A 14,553-nucleotide genomic window follows, 5' to 3' on the forward strand; every position below is an offset into this window, starting at 1 on the left:
GAGTCTGTCGCGAGGCTAGCGATTTTTGTCGCAGGAGTCGCGCCGCAACTGGCGCGGCGAGGCGCCGAACTCACGCAGCATCGCCGCAGAAAAAGCGCTTTGCGATGAATAACCGACACGGCTGGCGATTTCACCGATCGGCAGCGACGTGTCGCGCAACAGTTGCACGGCCAGAAGCAGGCGCCGACTGCGGATATAGTCCATCGGCGTCTGCCCGCACTCAGCCATGAAGCGTGCGTGCAGTCGCGCACTCGACAACCCCGCGACCCGCGCCAGGTCGGCGACTTGCAGCGGATACGCAGCGTTTCGCTCGATGTGCGCGTCCAGCACGACATAGGGCAGACGGCGAGCAGCGACTTCGGCAGGCCGCGCGTGGTTGAGGCTGGCCAGCAGCAGCACCGCGCCTTGCTGTGCGATCACCGGGTCGCTGACCGGGCTGTTGGCCAACCAACTGATTAATTGGCTCTGCTGCGCATTCAGCGATGACCGCCCCGCCTGATCGAACAGTCGGCGACTGGCGTCGGCGTGATCGCCCAGAGCGTTCGTCAGCCACTGGTCGTCGGGGATATCCAGCACCAGACACTGGCTGCCCTCGGGACTGCCGCACGCATGGTGGGCACCGGACGGGATGACTACGAAACTGCGTTGACGGACCTGACTGCCGCGCCCCTCGACCTCGAAATCCAGCGCACCGGACAGCCCGAACACCAATTGCGGGTGGTTGTGGCTGTGGACGATCAGGTCGTGATTGTACTGTCGCAGAGTAAGGATCGGTCGCATGGCAGGTTGTCTCCGAAGTGGTCGCCAGTCTACACCGGTGCGCACAGGCTGCACTGTCACACGACTGACGCGCGCCTGTCATGGTCGATTAACCGGGCGCGCGCAAGCTGGCGAAAACATCGCAGAGGGTTGCCCATGACCAGCGCCGAGCTCGCCCGCCCCAGTCGCAAACAACGGGTGCGAACCCTGTGGATCTCCGATGTGCACCTGGGCACGCGGGATTGTCAGGCCGAGCATTTGTCGCAGTTTCTCAAGGGCTATCACGCCGACAAGATCTATCTGGTCGGTGACATCATCGACGGCTGGAAACTGCGCAGCGGCATGTACTGGCCGCAGGCGCACACCAACGTCATCCGCCGGCTGCTGACCATGAGCAAGCGTGGCACCGAGGTGATTTATGTCACCGGCAATCATGATGAATTTCTACGGCGCTATTCCAGGCTGATTCTGGGCAATATCCAGTTGGTCGACGAGGCGGTGCATGTCACGGCCGATGGCCGGCACCTGCTGGTGATTCACGGCGATCAGTTCGATGTGATCACTCGCTATCACCGTTGGCTGGCGTTTCTCGGCGACTCGGCCTACGAATTCACCCTGACGCTCAACCGCTGGCTCAATCACTGGCGCGCCCGTTATGGCTACGGTTACTGGTCGCTGTCGGCCTATTTGAAACACAAGGTGAAGACCGCCGTCAGTTTCATCAGCGACTTCGAAGAAGCCATTGCCCACGAATGTGTGAAGCGCGAATTGCACGGCGTGGTCTGCGGGCATATTCACCATGCCGAGATTCGCAAGGTCGGCGAGGTGGACTATCTCAATTGCGGCGATTGGGTCGAGTCGTGCACGGCGTTGATCGAGCATTGGGACGGCACGATCGAGTTGTATCGGCTGGCGGATGCGCAGGCGCGGGAGGCGGAGTTGAAAGCGGCCAATGTTGCCGAGATCGCCTGAACCACGCAGATCCAAAGTGGGAGCGGGCTTGCTCGCGAATGCGCGGTGTCAGCCAGAAAATCTCTCACTGGCACATCGCATTCGCGAGCAAGCCCGCTCCCACTTTAAGAAGTGTGTGTGTTTTCAGGCTGGGCTGTGTTCTTGCATCGCGGCTTTGTAAATCGAATTTTTCGGCTGCGCAAACAGCCTTTCCATCATCGGCTCGAAGAAACTCAGCGGTAACGTGTCATACGCCGGATCAAACGCCGCCGCATCGTATTTGGCGCAGAACTCGGCAGTCGCCTGAAACTGCGGATGTTCCCTGAATTGCTCGCGCAAATGCCGATCCATGCCCAGGTGATGAAAGAAGTAATAGCCCTGAAAGATGCCGTGCTTCTCCACCATCCACAGATTTTCCGCACTTACGAACGGCTTGAGAATCGCTGCAGCAATGTCCGGGTGATTGTACGAGCCCAGGGTGTCACCAATGTCATGCAGCAGCGCGCAGACGACGTATTCCTCGTCACGGTCGTCGCGAAAGGCCCGTGTCGCGGTTTGCAGCGAGTGGGTCAGGCGATCGACCGGGAAACCGCCGAAATCGCCTTCAAGCAGTTTCAGGTGCGTGACAATTCGCGACGGCAGCTGTCTGGCATAGGCACTGAAGTCAGCGGCGATGATCGCCCAGTCTTCCTCGGTGCCGTCCTTCATGTGGGTGAAACGAGCCTGGACATTCATGGGCAGATCCTCATTCAGAACGCCACGCGACCGAGAATCATGTCGCGGTACATGACGAAATCGCCGAGCAGGCTGTACAGCGGATGCTGAAAGGTCGCAGGGCGGTTCTTCTCGAAAAAGAAATGACCGATCCAGGCGAAGCTGTAACCGGCCAGAGGCAAAGCCAGCAACAGCAGCCAGGCGCCCTTGGCGATGCTCAGGGCGAGAATGAAGATGACCAGGGAAGTGCCGATGAAATGCAGACGGCGGCAGGTGCTGTTGTTGTGTTCGGCGAGGTAATACGGATAGAACTCGGCGAAGCTGTTGAACTGCTTGAAATTTTCCACGACCGCGCTCTCTGTGGTGATTGTTCTGGCGTCAAGTTGTTCGGCGGGCAGCTTATTTGAGTCTAGAGTGATCAGGGGTGTGGGCCAGTGACAATCGGCGCCACTTTAGTATCCTTCGCAAATAGGGCGGTTACCTGCAGCCCGTCATGTAAAAGAATAACAACCATGAGCGAACGAACGACTTCTGCAAGCTGGGCGATGGGGATTGTCAAAGCACTGGAGATGGACGGCCTGGATTGCCGGGTTCTGTTCAAGCAACTGGGGCTGGATTTCAGCGCCCTCGAAGATCCGGATGCGCGCTTCCCGCAAGACTCCATGACCCGGCTCTGGCAACGCGCGGTAGAGGTCTCCGGCAACCCGGCGATCGGCCTGAACATGGGCAAAGTGGTGCGACCGGCCTCGTTCCATGTCGCCGGCTACGCACTGATGTCGAGCAATACGCTGGCTGAAGGCTTCCAGCGCCTGGTGCGCTATCAACGCATCATTGCCGAAAGCGCCGACTTGAGTTTTCGCCTGCTCGACGAAGGTTACGCGCTGATTCTCACCGTGCACGGCGATCACTTGCCGCCCACCCGGCAGAGCGCCGAGGCGTCACTGGCCTGCGCTTTGGCGCTGTGCGGCTGGTTGACCGGGCGCCCACTGCATCCGGTCAAAGTGCTGATCCAGGGTGATCAGCCGACCCATCTGCAACCCTATAAAGAAGCCTTCCACGCCCCGCTGGTATTCAATGCCCCTTACGATGCGTTGATCTTCGAACGTGCCGATATGGAAGCACCATTGCCCACCGCCAACGAAGCCATGGCGTTGCTGCATGACCGCTTCGCCGGCGAATATCTGGCGCGGTTTTCCGAAACTCGCGTGACGCACCGGGCACGTCAGGTGCTGTGTCGTTTGCTGCCTCAGGGCGAGCCCAAGCGCGACACTGTCGCGCAGACCCTGCACCTGTCGCAGCGCACTTTGCAGCGCCGGTTGCAGGAGGAGGGCACCAGTTTCCAGCAGTTGCTCGATGACACCCGGCGTGAACTGGCCGAGCAATATCTGGCGCAACCGACCATGACCTTGCTGGAAATCGCTTACCTGTTGGGATTCGCCGACCCGAGCAACTTCTTTCGCGCCTTCCGCCGCTGGTTCGACGCCACGCCCGGCGAATACCGCACGCGCCTTTTACAGGTGCCGGACGCGGTCAATGACGCCAGAACGCCGGAATACACAGCACAAACACCGTAATGATCTCCAACCGGCCGAGCAGCATGCCGAACGACAGGATCCACTTGGCGGCATCCGGCAGGGTGGCGAAGTTGCCGGCCGGGCCGATGGTTTCACCCAGGCCCGGGCCGACGCCGGAGACCGTGCTGGCGGCGCCGGTCAGCGCGGTCATCCAATCCACGCCCAACAATGACAGCAGCAGGGCGATCACACAGATGGTGATGGCGAAGAAGAACGAAAAGGTCAGAATCGAGCGCACGATCTCTTCGTCGAGACGATGGCCGTTGTACTTCTGCTTGATCACCGCGCGCGGGTGGATCAACTGATTGAGGTTGGCCTTGAGCAGAATATAGGCGACCTGGAAACGAAAGATCTTGATCCCGCCCGACGTCGAGCCGGAGCAACCGCCGACAAAGCCCAGATAGAAAAACAGCATCAGCGAGAAGTTGCCCCACAGGCTGTAATCGCCGAGGGCAAAACCGGTGGTGGTGACTATCGACGTCACGTTCAGCGCCACGTGCCGCAGTGCTTCGAGCCAGTGCAGCTTGGTGGTCCACCAATACCAGGTGCCCAGCACCAGCCAGGTCACCAGTAACATCGCCAGCAACCCCTGCACTTGCTGATCGCGGATCAGAGCTTTGCGATTGCCGCGCAACGTCGCCACGTACAGGGTGAACGGCAGGCTGCCGAGAATCATCACCACGACCGCCACCCAGTGCACCGCCGGCTGCGACCATTTCGCCAGCGACTGGTCGGAAGTCGAAAAACCGCCGGTGGAAATCGCCGACATTGCGTGGTTGATTGCATCGAACAGGCTCATTCCCGCCCACCAGAACGCCAGGCTGCCAAGGATGGTGATGCCGACGTAAGCCGCCACGATCAGCCGCGCCACCATATGCGAGCGCGGCATGACCTTTTCCGAGCGGTCCGAGGATTCGGTCTGGAACAGCCGCATGCCACCGATACGCAGCAGCGGCAGAATCGCCACCGCCATGCCGATGAAGCCGATGCCGCCGATCCAGTGCAGCATCGAGCGCCACATCAGGATGCCCGGCGACATGTTGTCCAGGCCGTTGAGTACGGTAGAGCCAGTGGCGGTGATGCCCGACATGCTTTCGAAAAACGAGTCGGTGTAGCTGATGTGCTGGGTCAGCAGAAACGGCAGCGCGGCGAAAATGCACACCACCAGCCAACTGCTCACCGTCAGCAGATACATGTCACGCGGGCGTAAATGAATGTGTTCGGGACGTCCAGGGATCACCAGCGCCAGGCCTGCAACGAAGGTGATCATGCTCGCCCAAAGGAACGAAGGAAGATCGCTGGTGCGCTCGAAGATCACCAGCGTGGCCATCGGCACGACCATGGCCACCGCCAGGGTGATCAAAAAGATGCCGATGATGAAACCAATGATCCGTAAGGTCGGCAACGCCATGAAATCCGCTCGGGCTGATGGGGGAAGGGCGCCATTCTACCCGTGGGGCAGGGCATGTAAACCGGCAGGCGCTGCGCAGTTAAAGCTAGAATAGCCGCACATTTTTCAAAGGAGGTGGCCGATGCAGGCTCTCGACGCGTTGCTCAACCGTGTTTCCGTTCCCCGCCTGGTCGAACCGGCCCCCACTGCCGAGCAGCGTGAGGCGCTGTTTGGCGCGGCCTTGCGTGCTCCGGATCATGGGCATCTGCAGCCGTACCGCTTTTTGACCGTCGAAGGCGCAGCGCGTGAGCAAATGGGCGAGCTGCTCGCCGAGGCGGCTCGCCTGCAGGGCGGCGAAGTCACCGAAGCGATGATCGACAAGGCCCGCAACGGCCCACTGCGCGCTCCGCTGGTGGTTGTGGTGATCGCCAGGTTGCAGGAACACGTGAAATATCCGAAGGCTGAACAGTTGCTCACGGCGGGCTGCGCGGCACACGGGATTTTGCTCGCGGCGTACGCGCAGGGGATTGGCGCGGTGTGGCGCACCGGGGATCTGGCGTATTCCAGGCATGTGGCCGAAGGCCTGGGGCTGGCGGAAGGCGAAGAGGTGATCGCGTTTCTCTATCTCGGCACGCCGCAGAAAGAGCCGCGAGTGGCGGAGAAGGTTGATCTGAACGAGTTCGTCAGCGTCTGGCCCGGTAAAGCCTGACCTCACAGAATCACGTGTGGGAGCGGGCTTGCTCGCGAAAGCGCTGGCATGGTCAACATCTTGTTTGACCTGTACGACGCTTTCGCGAGCAAGCCCGCTCCTACATTTGCATCATGGTTGTACCGTCACACCGGGTAAGAGCGGCAATTCCAGACTCGCCACAAACCCACCTTGCGCATGATTGGCCAACACCAGACTGCCGCCATGCCGTTCTGCCGCCCGTTTGGCAATCGCCAGCCCCAAGCCATGCCCCGCTGCCGTCTGCCCCGGCGCCCGGTAAAAAGGTTCGCCCAACTGGCTTAGATGCTCCGCCTGCACCCCCGGCCCATGGTCGCGCACGCTGATAATAATCCGCTCTCCCTGCCGCGCAGCCTGCAGTTCGATCGGTTGCTCCGGCGGATTGAAGCGCTGGGCGTTGCGCAGCAGATTATCCACGGCGCGCTCGATCATCGTCGGCCAGCCTTTGAGATTCAGTTGTGGCTCAGCTTGCAGGCGCACGGTCTGCTCGGGGGAGCCGAGCTGCGCATCCTTTTGCAGCGTGGCGAGCAACGCATTCAGGTCCACTTCTTCAGCGCTGGCGTTGTCGGCATCGACTCGCGCCAGCACCAGAATTTCACTGATCAACGCCTCCAGCCGGTCGCATTCGCGGGTCAGGCGTGGCCACAGTTTTTCCCGTTCTTGCGGGTTGGCGCGCTCGGCCAAAGCCAGCGCGATGCGCAGGCGCGCCAGTGGTGAGCGCAGTTCATGGGAAACATCGCGCAGCAGCTGCCGCTGACTGCCGATCAGGCTTTGCAGGCGCGCGCCCATGCGGTTGAAATCCGTGGCGAGCACGCCGAATTCGTCACGGCGGTTGGCCAGTTTCGCCAGGCTGTTCTGCTGATAAGTGGTCTGCCCCAGATCATGCACCGCTCTGCGCAAACGGCTGAGCGGGCGGGTGATCGAGAAAGTCACCAGCAGACTGAACAAGGTCAGCACTACCAGCGCAATGCCCAGCGCACTCAGCGGCCAGAGCAGGCTTTCGCGGTGCCAGGCGTCGAGTTCCGGGTGCGGGATGCGATAGATGAACAGATAGGTGTCGCCGGTCTTTTCACTGGTGATCTCGTCAGTCAGGCGCCGCCACGGCAAGCGGCGGTCGTCGTTGTGCTGTCGCGCTTCAAACGCTGCGGCGCGACGCGGGAAAGTGCCGCGCACCACCGGGTCGCCGGTTTCATTGAGCACCTGAACGTCGATGTGATACTGGCGTTTACGTTGTTCGAGAATGTCCTGCGCGGCCTCTTCGCCCTGGGCTTCGTAGGTTTGCGTCCATTCATTGGCCAGCGTATTGAGGCCGGGATGACGGCTGAGGATCCACGCGTCCTGATTGAGCATGTGCCCGAGCAGAATTGACAGGCCGGCTACCAGAGCGATGGCCAGCCAGAAGCTCGCAAGAATCCGCCAGAACAGTGAACGCACAGAAACTCCTCGAAAATCACACTGTTCAAATGTGGGAGCAAGCCTGCTCGCGAAGGCGTAGTGTCAGTCAGTCCATCGCTGGCTGATACACCGCCTTCGCGAGCAGGCTCGCTCCCACATTCGATTTGAATGGAACAGGCCCGACGAGGTGAGTCGTCGGGCCCAGGGTCAAGCCATTATTGCGCCTTTTGCGCCTGCTGCGCTTTCCAGGCCTTGAACTCGGCCCATTCGGCGCGGCGTTCGGCGCGCTTCTTCTGGATCTCGTCGAACTGCTTCTGTTGCTCGGGTTTGAGCAGCGCGCGGACATCGGACTCGGCTTTCTTGTGGTTGGCCGCGATCTCGTCCTTCATGGCTTTCTGATCGGCCGGCGAGAGTTTTTCCAGGTATTTGTCGACCACCTGCTTACGCTCGTGCATTTGCTCGCCCATGATCTTGCGGATCTGCTCGCGCTGTTCGCGGGTCAGATCAAGCTGGCTGTACGGGCCTTTGCCGTGCATGCCGCCGTGCATCTGACCACCGTGGCGCGGACCGTCGAGCGGGCCACCCATCGGGCCGCCATCCTGCGGCATGGCCATGGCCACGGTTGGCAGAGCGGTAGCGAACATCAGAGCGATAAGAGTCTTGCGCATGGTGTATCTCCTTGTCTCGTTCCCGGTACGTTCCGGATGAGTGCAGATTACGCAGATCAAGGTCAGCGGCGGTCAGCGCAGCGTAAAGCTTGGGTAAAGACGCTTCACTCCCGGCCTTACACATATCCTGTGCAGGAGGTGCCGGTGGCTGCAATCTCTTGGATAATGCACGCGCCGAGGCGGTGATCGCTCATTTGGACGGTATTGCCGCTCAGCGAAAGAACAACGGCTGCGTGCCTAAACAAAGCCAATACCGAGATCCCCTATGACAAGGAAAACGTTTATCAGGCAACTCGGCCCATGGCTGATGGCAGCTTTATCGATCAATGCGGTTTTTTTGGCTTTGCTGATTTTTGATCACGGTTCGAAAGGACACGATATGAAGATGATCAAAACGAAAGAGCCATTGCTGATCGAGGGCCCAAATGGCGGCGAGAATTACTACGTGCTGCCGCAGGGTACGACGCTATATCGCGATAAAAGCTTTCCTGAAGGGCATGATCGTTATGTGGTGTATTTCAACCATAAAGGTCCGGTTGCTTACGAAGAAGTAGCCATGAAACCTGAATATGGCGGTCCTTTCATTGAGCCGCTCTGGCTGGCAGATGTTGATGCGGACACTTTGAGGGAAATCTTCAAGCGTTTCCCACTGTCCAAAAAAGACGTTGCTGCCGGCATCAGTGCCAGGGAAATAACCAGGAATGATTTGGCCGACATTATTCGTTCGATGCCCGAATGATCATTAAAGAGCCACCGAAGGCTGTGATCTTCAGACGATGGGACGCGGAGCGTACCTGGCTGCATTCCCACACAGAGCGTGGGAATGATCAGGGCAGGGAAGAGATTCAGAGGCTGTAGTAGTAACCACGGCTACGCAGGGCAACGATGCGCGGGCGTCCGTCCGGGTGGGGGCCGATTTTTTTTCGCAGGTTGCTGACGTGCATGTCGAGGCTGCGGTCGTACAGGGTCAGCTTGCGGCCGAGGGCCAGTTGCGCCAGTTCCTGTTTGTCCAGCGGCTCGCCGGGTTGCTTGAGCAGGGCTTCGAGCAGGCGGCTTTCGGAGACAGTCAGGGTCAGTTCTTTTTCGTCGATGCTGACTACGCCGCGCACCGGGCTGAAACTCAGATCGCCCAGTTCCAGTTGCGTCGACACGGCGGCGGGATGGCTGCGACGCAACACCGCACGCAGGCGTGCAGTCAGTTCGCGCGGGTCGCAAGGCTTGGCCAGGTAATCGTCGGCGCCCAGTTCGAGGCCCAGGATACGGTCCAGCGGTTCGCCGCGCGCCGAAAGCATCAGCACCGGCAAGTCGGCGTGGTCGTTGCGCAGTTGCTTGAGCAATTCCAGACCGCTGCCGTCGGGCAGCATCACGTCCAGCACCACCGCCGCCGGCGCGGCTTCGGCTAACGCCTTGCGCGCGCTCTGGCCGTCGTGGCAGGCGCGCACCTGGAAGCCTTCCTGGCTCAACCAGCTACTCAGGAGTTCGCACAACTCCTGGTCATCATCAATCAATAACAGCTCGCTCATGACTCACTCAATTTAGCCATTGCCGACGTTTTCGGCTTGCACCACTGGCAAAGATACCGCAGAGCAGCGCCAATAGCGCTACCCCGGCGCCGGTGACGAACCACTGCTGTTGATCGGTCAGCAAACGCGGCAACGGGCTGGCCTGGGCTTCCTTGAGTTGCAGCTTCAGGCGCTGGTTCTCCTGGCGCAACCGGGCGAGCTGGGTGCTTTCACGCGCGTTGTCGGCATTTTGCAGTTGTTTGTTCAGTTCTTCACGCTGCTGTTCACTGGCCTTGAGCCGCTGTTGCAGTTCGGTGATCTGGCTGCCGGCGCTCAGCGACAATGGCGTGGAGCTGCTGCCTTCGGTGGTTTCCTCACCATGGGCGGGCGCCATGATCGACAACGTGAGCAACATCAGACACAACGGACCCTTGCGCATCGCGACACCTGTTTTCCAAATGGATATTGGGCAGGTTGTCGGCAGGCAAACGAGAATAATGAGCGATTGAGAGCGCGATGAACCGAGAAGGTTCATCGCGTGGCAGGACTTAAGGCAGGACTTGCTTGAACGGCTTGACGATCACATTGGCATAGACGCCGGCTGCGATGTACGGATCGGCGTCGGCCCAGGCTTGAGCGGCGCTCAGGGAATCGAATTCGGCGACGATCAGGCTGCCGGTGAAACCCGCTGCGCCCGGATCATTGCTGTCGACGGCCGGGTGCGGACCGGCCAGCACGATGCGGCCTTCGCCCTTGAGCGCTTGCAGGCGTTCCAAGTGCGCCGGGCGCGCGGACAAGCGAGCTTCGAGCGAGTTGGCAACGTCGGTGGCGATGATGGCGTAGAGCATGTCAGTCCTCGGTTTTTGGCGTTGTGGTATCGGTGTCATGCAAATGGCGCGACAAGTAGATGCCCTGTGCAACCAGGAACAGTACGGTCATGCCCAGGCTGCCGAACACCTTGAAGTCGACCCAGATGCTCTGGAAGGTGAAGGCGACGAACAGGTTGGCGGCGCCGCAGAACAGGAAGAAGCCGATCCAGGCGATGTTCAGGCGGGTCCAGACCGGGTCCGGCAGGGTCAGCGCATGGCCCATGATGCGTTTGATCAGCAGGCGGTCACCGATGAAGTGGCTGCCGATGAAGGCCGCGGCGAACAGCCAGTTGACCACCGGCGCCTTCCATTTCAGGAAGGTTTCGCTGTGGAATGCCAGCGTCAGGCTACCGAATACCAGACAGGCGATCAGCGTCAGCCATTGGCTCTTTTCCAGCTTGCGCTGCTTGATGAACAGCGCGCCGTACACCACCAGCGAGCTGATGATCAGCATCGCCGTGGCGCTGTAAATACCGCCTACGGTCACTTGCTGGCCGGCAATGTCGACGACCCGCGGATCAAGTTTGTAAACGATGAAGAACAGCAGAAGCGGGATGAAATCGATGAATTGTTTCACAGTGAGAGCCAGAAGCTGGATGTGGCGGCATAATAACAAACATATGGGCGCGCGATAGCGCCAGCTGATTTGAGGTTACAACTCCCCGTGAATGTTGATTTGCACTGCCACAGCACGGCCTCCGACGGCGCCCTGGCGCCTGCGGTTCTGGTTGCGCGTGCGTTCGAGAACGGCGTGCGGGTCCTGGCGTTGACCGACCATGACACTCTCGAGGGGCTCGCCGAGGCGCGAACTGCCGCCACCGAGTTGGGCATGCAACTGGTCAACGGCGTCGAATTGTCCTGCACCTGGGGCGGTGCGACCATTCATGTATTGGGCTACGGTTTCGACGTCAACGCCGCGCCGTTGGTCGAAGCGATCGCTAAATTGCACGATGGCCGCTGGCTGCGGTCGGAAGAAATAAGCCGCAAGCTCGCCCTCAAGGGCATGCCCGGTGCCCTCGACGGCGCCCGGCAGCTCCAGCAGGAACTGGGCGACAGCGGCAACGCGCCGGCCCGGCCGCATTTCGCTGACTGGATGGTGCGTGAAGGTTATGTAAAGGATCGCGCCGAGGCGTTTCGCAAATGGCTCGGCGCCGGCAAGCTCGGCGACGTCAAGCTGCACTGGCCGACCCTGGAAGACACCGTCGGCACCCTGCGCGCCGCCGGTGCCTGGGTCAGCCTGGCGCATCCCTGGCACTACGATTTCACCCGTAGCAAACGCCGAAAGCTGATTGCCGACTATATTCAAGCAGGCGGGCATGCTATCGAGGTGGTCAATGGCCATCAGCCCGCAGAACAGGTGGGCAGCCTGGCGATCCTTGCCCGTGAGTTCGGTCTGCTGGTCAGCGCCGGCAGTGACTTCCATGGCCCTGGCGGCTGGTCCGAGATCGGCCAGTACCGGCCGGTTCCCGAGGACCTTCCACCCCTGTGGTGTCGGTTCAAACATGACACAGATATTGCCGCCGTCTGAACAGGTAGAGAACGTGAGTCAATTTTTCCAGATACATCCGGAAAACCCGCAAGCGCGCCTGATCAAACAGGCGGTCGAGATCATCCGCAAGGGTGGGGTGGTGATTTATCCCACGGACTCGTCCTACGCCATCGGTTGCCAGATCGGCGACAAAACCGCCATCGAGCGCGTGCGCCGTCTGCGTCAGCTCGATGAAAAGCACAACTTCGCGCTGATCTGCAGCGACCTGTCGCAGCTGGGCAATTACGCCAAGATCGACACTGGCACCTTCCGTATCCTCAAGGCGCACCTGCCGGGTCCTTACACCTTTATTCTCAACGCCACCCGCGAAGTGCCGCGCCTGTTGCTGCATCCGAAGAAACGCACCATCGGCCTGCGCGTGCCGAGCCATCCGATCGCCCTGGCGCTGCTGGCCGAACTCGGCGAGCCGCTGATGAGCGTGACGCTTATCATGCCCGGCGACGAAGATCCACTGAGCGATCCGTATGAAATGCGCCAGTTGCTTGAGCATCAGGTCGACCTGATCATCGATGGCGGTTTTGGCGGTATCAAGGCCTCGACGGTGATTGACCTGACCGGCGACGACCCGGAAGTGGTCCGCGTCGGTTGCGGCGATCCGACGCCGTTCATGGTCGAGGCCTGAATGTCGGCAGTGGAAACCGTGGTCGATCCCCAGGCCGGCGCCCAGCAGGAACTGCCGTTTGCCATGGTCTATGGCCAGGCGGTCATGGAGATGCCGCTGGACCTGTACATCCCGCCGGATGCGCTGGAAGTCTTCCTTGAAGCCTTCGAAGGCCCGCTCGACCTGCTGCTGTACCTGATTCGCAAACAGAACATCAATATCCTCGACATTCCGGTGGCAGAAATCACCCGCCAGTACATGGGCTACGTCGAGTTGATGCAGTCGGTGCGTCTGGAACTGGCCGCTGAATATCTGGTGATGGCGGCGATGCTCGCCGAGATCAAATCGCGCATGCTCCTGCCGCGCGCCGAAACCGTCGAAGACGAGGAAGACGACCCGCGCGCCGAACTGATCCGTCGCTTGCAGGAATACGAGCGTTTCAAGGCTGCTGCTGAAGGCATCGACGGCCTGAGTCGGGTCGGTCGCGATGTGATCGTGCCCAAGCTCGATGCCCCGGAGGCGCGGGCGCGCAAGCTGTTGCCCGACGTGGCGCTGGAAGAGATTCTGATGTGCATGGCCGAAGTGTTGCGCCGTGGCGACATGTTCGAAAGTCACCAGGTCAGCCGCGAAGCGCTGTCCACCCGCGAGCGCATGAGCGATGTGCTGGAACGGCTCAAGGGCGGCGGTTTCGTGCCGTTTGTCGAGCTGTTCACCGCCGAAGAGGGGCGCTTGGGTGTAGTGGTGACCTTTATGGCGATCCTTGAACTGGTCAAGGAATCCTTGGTCGAGCTGGTGCAGAATGAGCCGTTCGCCGCGATCCACGTGCGAGCCCGAGCCGAATAACGAGTCCCTGTATGAACCTGACTGAACCCCGCGAGCTGGCGCCCCTGCTTGAAGCCTTTCTGTTGGCCTCGGGAAAGCCGCAATCACTTGAGCGCCTGTTTGAACTGTTCGAAGAAGGCGAGCGGCCGGAGCCGGCGGTCTTCAAGAAAGCCCTGACGCTGCTCGGCAAGTCCTGCGAGGGCCGTGCCTTCGAGCTCAAGGAAGTCTCGTCGGGCTATCGCTTGCAGATCCGCGAGAAGTTTTCACCGTGGGTCGGCCGTCTCTGGGAAGAGCGCCCGCAGCGCTATTCCCGCGCGTTGCTGGAAACCATCGCATTGATCGCCTATCGCCAGCCGATCACCCGTGGCGAAATCGAAGACGTGCGTGGCGTCGCGGTCAACAGCAACATCGTCAAGACTTTGCTCGAGCGTGAGTGGATTCGCGTGGTGGGTTACCGCGACGTGCCGGGCAAACCGGCTATGTTCGCCACGACCAAGGCGTTTCTCGATCACTTCAACCTGAAAAATCTCGAAGACCTGCCGCCGCTGGCCGAACTGCGCGAAATGGAAGCCGAACCGGTGCTCGACTTCGACGATGCGCCGGTGCCGCAGAGTCTGCAGGAACTGGCCGACGCCAGTGCCGAGCCGGAGGAGGAGAAGGAAGAAACCAGTTTCCATTCGTTGCTGCTGGAGCTGGACAGCATGGAAGAGGGCATCAAAACCGACTTCGACGACTTGCTGCGTGATGCGGTGGATGGCGCAGCGCCGGTCTCTGAGCCTGAGATTATCGAGCCGACTGTTGAAGTTGAACATGAAGCCGCGCCTGATGCCGAACCGGAAGAAGACATTCTCGGTGTCGCCGAAGCCCGCGAGAAACTCTTGGCCGCCGTTGCCGCCCTCGAACAGCCGGAACTCAGCGAAGAAGAAGCCGAAGCCCGCGCATTGGCCGAAGCGATCGAAGCCGAACGGCGTGAGTTCGGCGACTGACCCAGACCCTGTGGGAGCGGGCTTGCTCGCGAATGCGTTGTGTCAG

Annotated in this window: 18 protein-coding genes; 8 read left to right on the plus strand and 10 right to left on the minus strand. The window is 60.5% G+C overall.

The window, feature by feature from the left end; translation table 11 throughout:
* Nucleotides 1-15 precede the first annotated feature (15 nt).
* Nucleotides 16-780: an AraC family transcriptional regulator gene (locus CXF97_RS11505; RefSeq protein WP_101158599.1), complete on the minus strand. Its 765-nt coding sequence runs from the start codon at nucleotides 778-780 to the stop codon at nucleotides 16-18.
* A gap of 135 nt (nucleotides 781-915) precedes the next feature.
* On the opposite strand from CXF97_RS11505, the gene CXF97_RS11510 reads away from it, so the two are divergent.
* Nucleotides 916-1,731, plus strand: coding sequence for a UDP-2,3-diacylglucosamine diphosphatase (locus CXF97_RS11510; RefSeq protein ID WP_101158600.1), 816 nt, complete (start codon nucleotides 916-918; stop codon nucleotides 1,729-1,731).
* A gap of 123 nt (nucleotides 1,732-1,854) precedes the next feature.
* On the opposite strand, the gene CXF97_RS11515 is transcribed toward CXF97_RS11510, so the two are convergent.
* Nucleotides 1,855-2,445 (minus strand): HD domain-containing protein, encoded by a 591-nt coding sequence (locus CXF97_RS11515; RefSeq protein WP_101158601.1) that lies wholly within the window; start codon nucleotides 2,443-2,445, stop codon nucleotides 1,855-1,857.
* A gap of 14 nt (nucleotides 2,446-2,459) precedes the next feature.
* Complete coding sequence (locus tag CXF97_RS11520) at nucleotides 2,460-2,771, minus strand: DUF962 domain-containing protein (RefSeq protein WP_101158602.1); 312 nt, start codon at nucleotides 2,769-2,771, stop codon at nucleotides 2,460-2,462.
* Nucleotides 2,772-2,936: 165 nt separating this feature from the next.
* On the opposite strand from CXF97_RS11520, the gene CXF97_RS11525 reads away from it, so the two are divergent.
* Nucleotides 2,937-3,998: an AraC family transcriptional regulator gene (locus CXF97_RS11525; RefSeq protein WP_218239547.1), complete on the plus strand. Its 1,062-nt coding sequence runs from the start codon at nucleotides 2,937-2,939 to the stop codon at nucleotides 3,996-3,998.
* Here the strand turns inward: CXF97_RS11525 and CXF97_RS11530 are convergent.
* The gene (locus CXF97_RS11530) at nucleotides 3,955-5,409 is read right to left on the minus strand and encodes a TrkH family potassium uptake protein (protein WP_101158604.1); all 1,455 of its coding nucleotides are present in this window, start codon (nucleotides 5,407-5,409) and stop codon (nucleotides 3,955-3,957) included. The two genes, CXF97_RS11525 and CXF97_RS11530, sit on opposite strands and share 44 nt — an antisense overlap.
* Nucleotides 5,410-5,530: 121 nt before the next feature.
* Between CXF97_RS11530 and CXF97_RS11535 the strand changes: the two genes are divergently transcribed.
* Complete coding sequence (locus CXF97_RS11535) at nucleotides 5,531-6,097, plus strand: nitroreductase family protein (protein WP_101158605.1); 567 nt, start codon at nucleotides 5,531-5,533, stop codon at nucleotides 6,095-6,097.
* A 111-nt stretch (nucleotides 6,098-6,208) separates the two neighbouring features.
* Here the strand turns inward: CXF97_RS11535 and CXF97_RS11540 are convergent, their stop codons facing one another.
* Nucleotides 6,209-7,549 (minus strand): HAMP domain-containing sensor histidine kinase, encoded by a 1,341-nt coding sequence (locus CXF97_RS11540; protein ID WP_101158606.1) that lies wholly within the window; start codon nucleotides 7,547-7,549, stop codon nucleotides 6,209-6,211.
* Nucleotides 7,550-7,725: 176 nt separating this feature from the next.
* Nucleotides 7,726-8,178, minus strand: coding sequence for a Spy/CpxP family protein refolding chaperone (locus CXF97_RS11545; RefSeq protein ID WP_101158607.1), 453 nt, complete (start codon nucleotides 8,176-8,178; stop codon nucleotides 7,726-7,728).
* Between the two features lie 265 nt (nucleotides 8,179-8,443).
* Between CXF97_RS11545 and CXF97_RS11550 the strand changes: the two genes are divergently transcribed.
* Nucleotides 8,444-8,917, plus strand: coding sequence for a hypothetical protein (locus tag CXF97_RS11550; RefSeq protein WP_101158608.1), 474 nt, complete (start codon nucleotides 8,444-8,446; stop codon nucleotides 8,915-8,917).
* A gap of 106 nt (nucleotides 8,918-9,023) precedes the next feature.
* On the opposite strand, the gene CXF97_RS11555 is transcribed toward CXF97_RS11550, so the two are convergent.
* The 4 genes from CXF97_RS11555 to CXF97_RS11570 form a co-directional block, all read right to left on the minus strand.
* Nucleotides 9,024-9,701, minus strand: coding sequence for a response regulator transcription factor (locus CXF97_RS11555; protein ID WP_101158609.1), 678 nt, complete (start codon nucleotides 9,699-9,701; stop codon nucleotides 9,024-9,026).
* A 7-nt stretch (nucleotides 9,702-9,708) separates the two neighbouring features.
* Nucleotides 9,709-10,119 (minus strand): translation initiation factor 2, encoded by a 411-nt coding sequence (locus CXF97_RS11560; RefSeq protein WP_101158610.1) that lies wholly within the window; start codon nucleotides 10,117-10,119, stop codon nucleotides 9,709-9,711.
* Nucleotides 10,120-10,228: 109 nt separating this feature from the next.
* Nucleotides 10,229-10,528, minus strand: coding sequence for a YciI family protein (locus tag CXF97_RS11565; protein WP_016771127.1), 300 nt, complete (start codon nucleotides 10,526-10,528; stop codon nucleotides 10,229-10,231).
* A 1-nt stretch (nucleotide 10,529) separates the two neighbouring features.
* On the minus strand, nucleotides 10,530-11,126 hold the full coding sequence (locus CXF97_RS11570; protein WP_101158611.1) for a septation protein A: 597 nt from the start codon (nucleotides 11,124-11,126) through the stop codon (nucleotides 10,530-10,532).
* Nucleotides 11,127-11,213: 87 nt separating this feature from the next.
* On the opposite strand from CXF97_RS11570, the gene CXF97_RS11575 reads away from it, so the two are divergent.
* The 4 genes from CXF97_RS11575 (at nucleotide 11,214) to scpB (ending at nucleotide 14,507) form a co-directional block, all read left to right on the plus strand.
* Nucleotides 11,214-12,077, plus strand: coding sequence for a PHP domain-containing protein (locus CXF97_RS11575; RefSeq protein ID WP_101158612.1), 864 nt, complete (start codon nucleotides 11,214-11,216; stop codon nucleotides 12,075-12,077).
* A 13-nt stretch (nucleotides 12,078-12,090) separates the two neighbouring features.
* The gene (locus CXF97_RS11580; RefSeq protein ID WP_016771124.1) at nucleotides 12,091-12,720 is read left to right on the plus strand and encodes an L-threonylcarbamoyladenylate synthase; all 630 of its coding nucleotides are present in this window, start codon (nucleotides 12,091-12,093) and stop codon (nucleotides 12,718-12,720) included.
* Nucleotides 12,721-12,843: 123 nt separating this feature from the next.
* Nucleotides 12,844-13,542 (plus strand): ScpA family protein, encoded by a 699-nt coding sequence (locus CXF97_RS11585; protein WP_172828192.1) that lies wholly within the window; start codon nucleotides 12,844-12,846, stop codon nucleotides 13,540-13,542.
* An 11-nt stretch (nucleotides 13,543-13,553) separates the two neighbouring features.
* Nucleotides 13,554-14,507 carry an SMC-Scp complex subunit ScpB gene (gene scpB, locus CXF97_RS11590; RefSeq protein WP_101158613.1) on the plus strand — a complete coding sequence of 318 codons (954 nt, stop codon included), beginning with the start codon at nucleotides 13,554-13,556 and terminating at the stop codon, nucleotides 14,505-14,507.
* Nucleotides 14,508-14,553: the final 46 nt, after the last annotated feature.

The organism is Pseudomonas sp. Choline-02u-1 (genome assembly GCF_002836515.1).
Taxonomy (GTDB): domain Bacteria; phylum Pseudomonadota; class Gammaproteobacteria; order Pseudomonadales; family Pseudomonadaceae; genus Aquipseudomonas.

Bases quoted from the DNA above. Each gene is read 5' to 3' on its own strand.
- CXF97_RS11515 (WP_101158601.1), bottom strand. From the start codon at position 2,445: ATGAATGTCCAGGCTCGTTTCACCCACATGAAGGACGGCACCGAGGAA.
- CXF97_RS11560 (WP_101158610.1), bottom strand. From the start codon at position 10,119: ATGCGCAAGGGTCCGTTGTGTCTGATGTTGCTCACGTTGTCGATCATG.
- CXF97_RS11565 (WP_016771127.1), bottom strand. From the start codon at position 10,528: ATGCTCTACGCCATCATCGCCACCGACGTTGCCAACTCGCTCGAAGCT.
- CXF97_RS11545 (WP_101158607.1), bottom strand. From the start codon at position 8,178: ATGCGCAAGACTCTTATCGCTCTGATGTTCGCTACCGCTCTGCCAACC.
- CXF97_RS11530 (WP_101158604.1), bottom strand. From the start codon at position 5,409: ATGGCGTTGCCGACCTTACGGATCATTGGTTTCATCATCGGCATCTTT.
- CXF97_RS11535 (WP_101158605.1), top strand. From the start codon at position 5,531: ATGCAGGCTCTCGACGCGTTGCTCAACCGTGTTTCCGTTCCCCGCCTG.
- CXF97_RS11525 (WP_218239547.1), top strand. From the start codon at position 2,937: ATGAGCGAACGAACGACTTCTGCAAGCTGGGCGATGGGGATTGTCAAA.
- CXF97_RS11505 (WP_101158599.1), bottom strand. From the start codon at position 780: ATGCGACCGATCCTTACTCTGCGACAGTACAATCACGACCTGATCGTC.
- CXF97_RS11510 (WP_101158600.1), top strand. From the start codon at position 916: ATGACCAGCGCCGAGCTCGCCCGCCCCAGTCGCAAACAACGGGTGCGA.
- CXF97_RS11555 (WP_101158609.1), bottom strand. From the start codon at position 9,701: ATGAGCGAGCTGTTATTGATTGATGATGACCAGGAGTTGTGCGAACTC.
- scpB (WP_101158613.1), top strand. From the start codon at position 13,554: ATGAACCTGACTGAACCCCGCGAGCTGGCGCCCCTGCTTGAAGCCTTT.
- CXF97_RS11550 (WP_101158608.1), top strand. From the start codon at position 8,444: ATGACAAGGAAAACGTTTATCAGGCAACTCGGCCCATGGCTGATGGCA.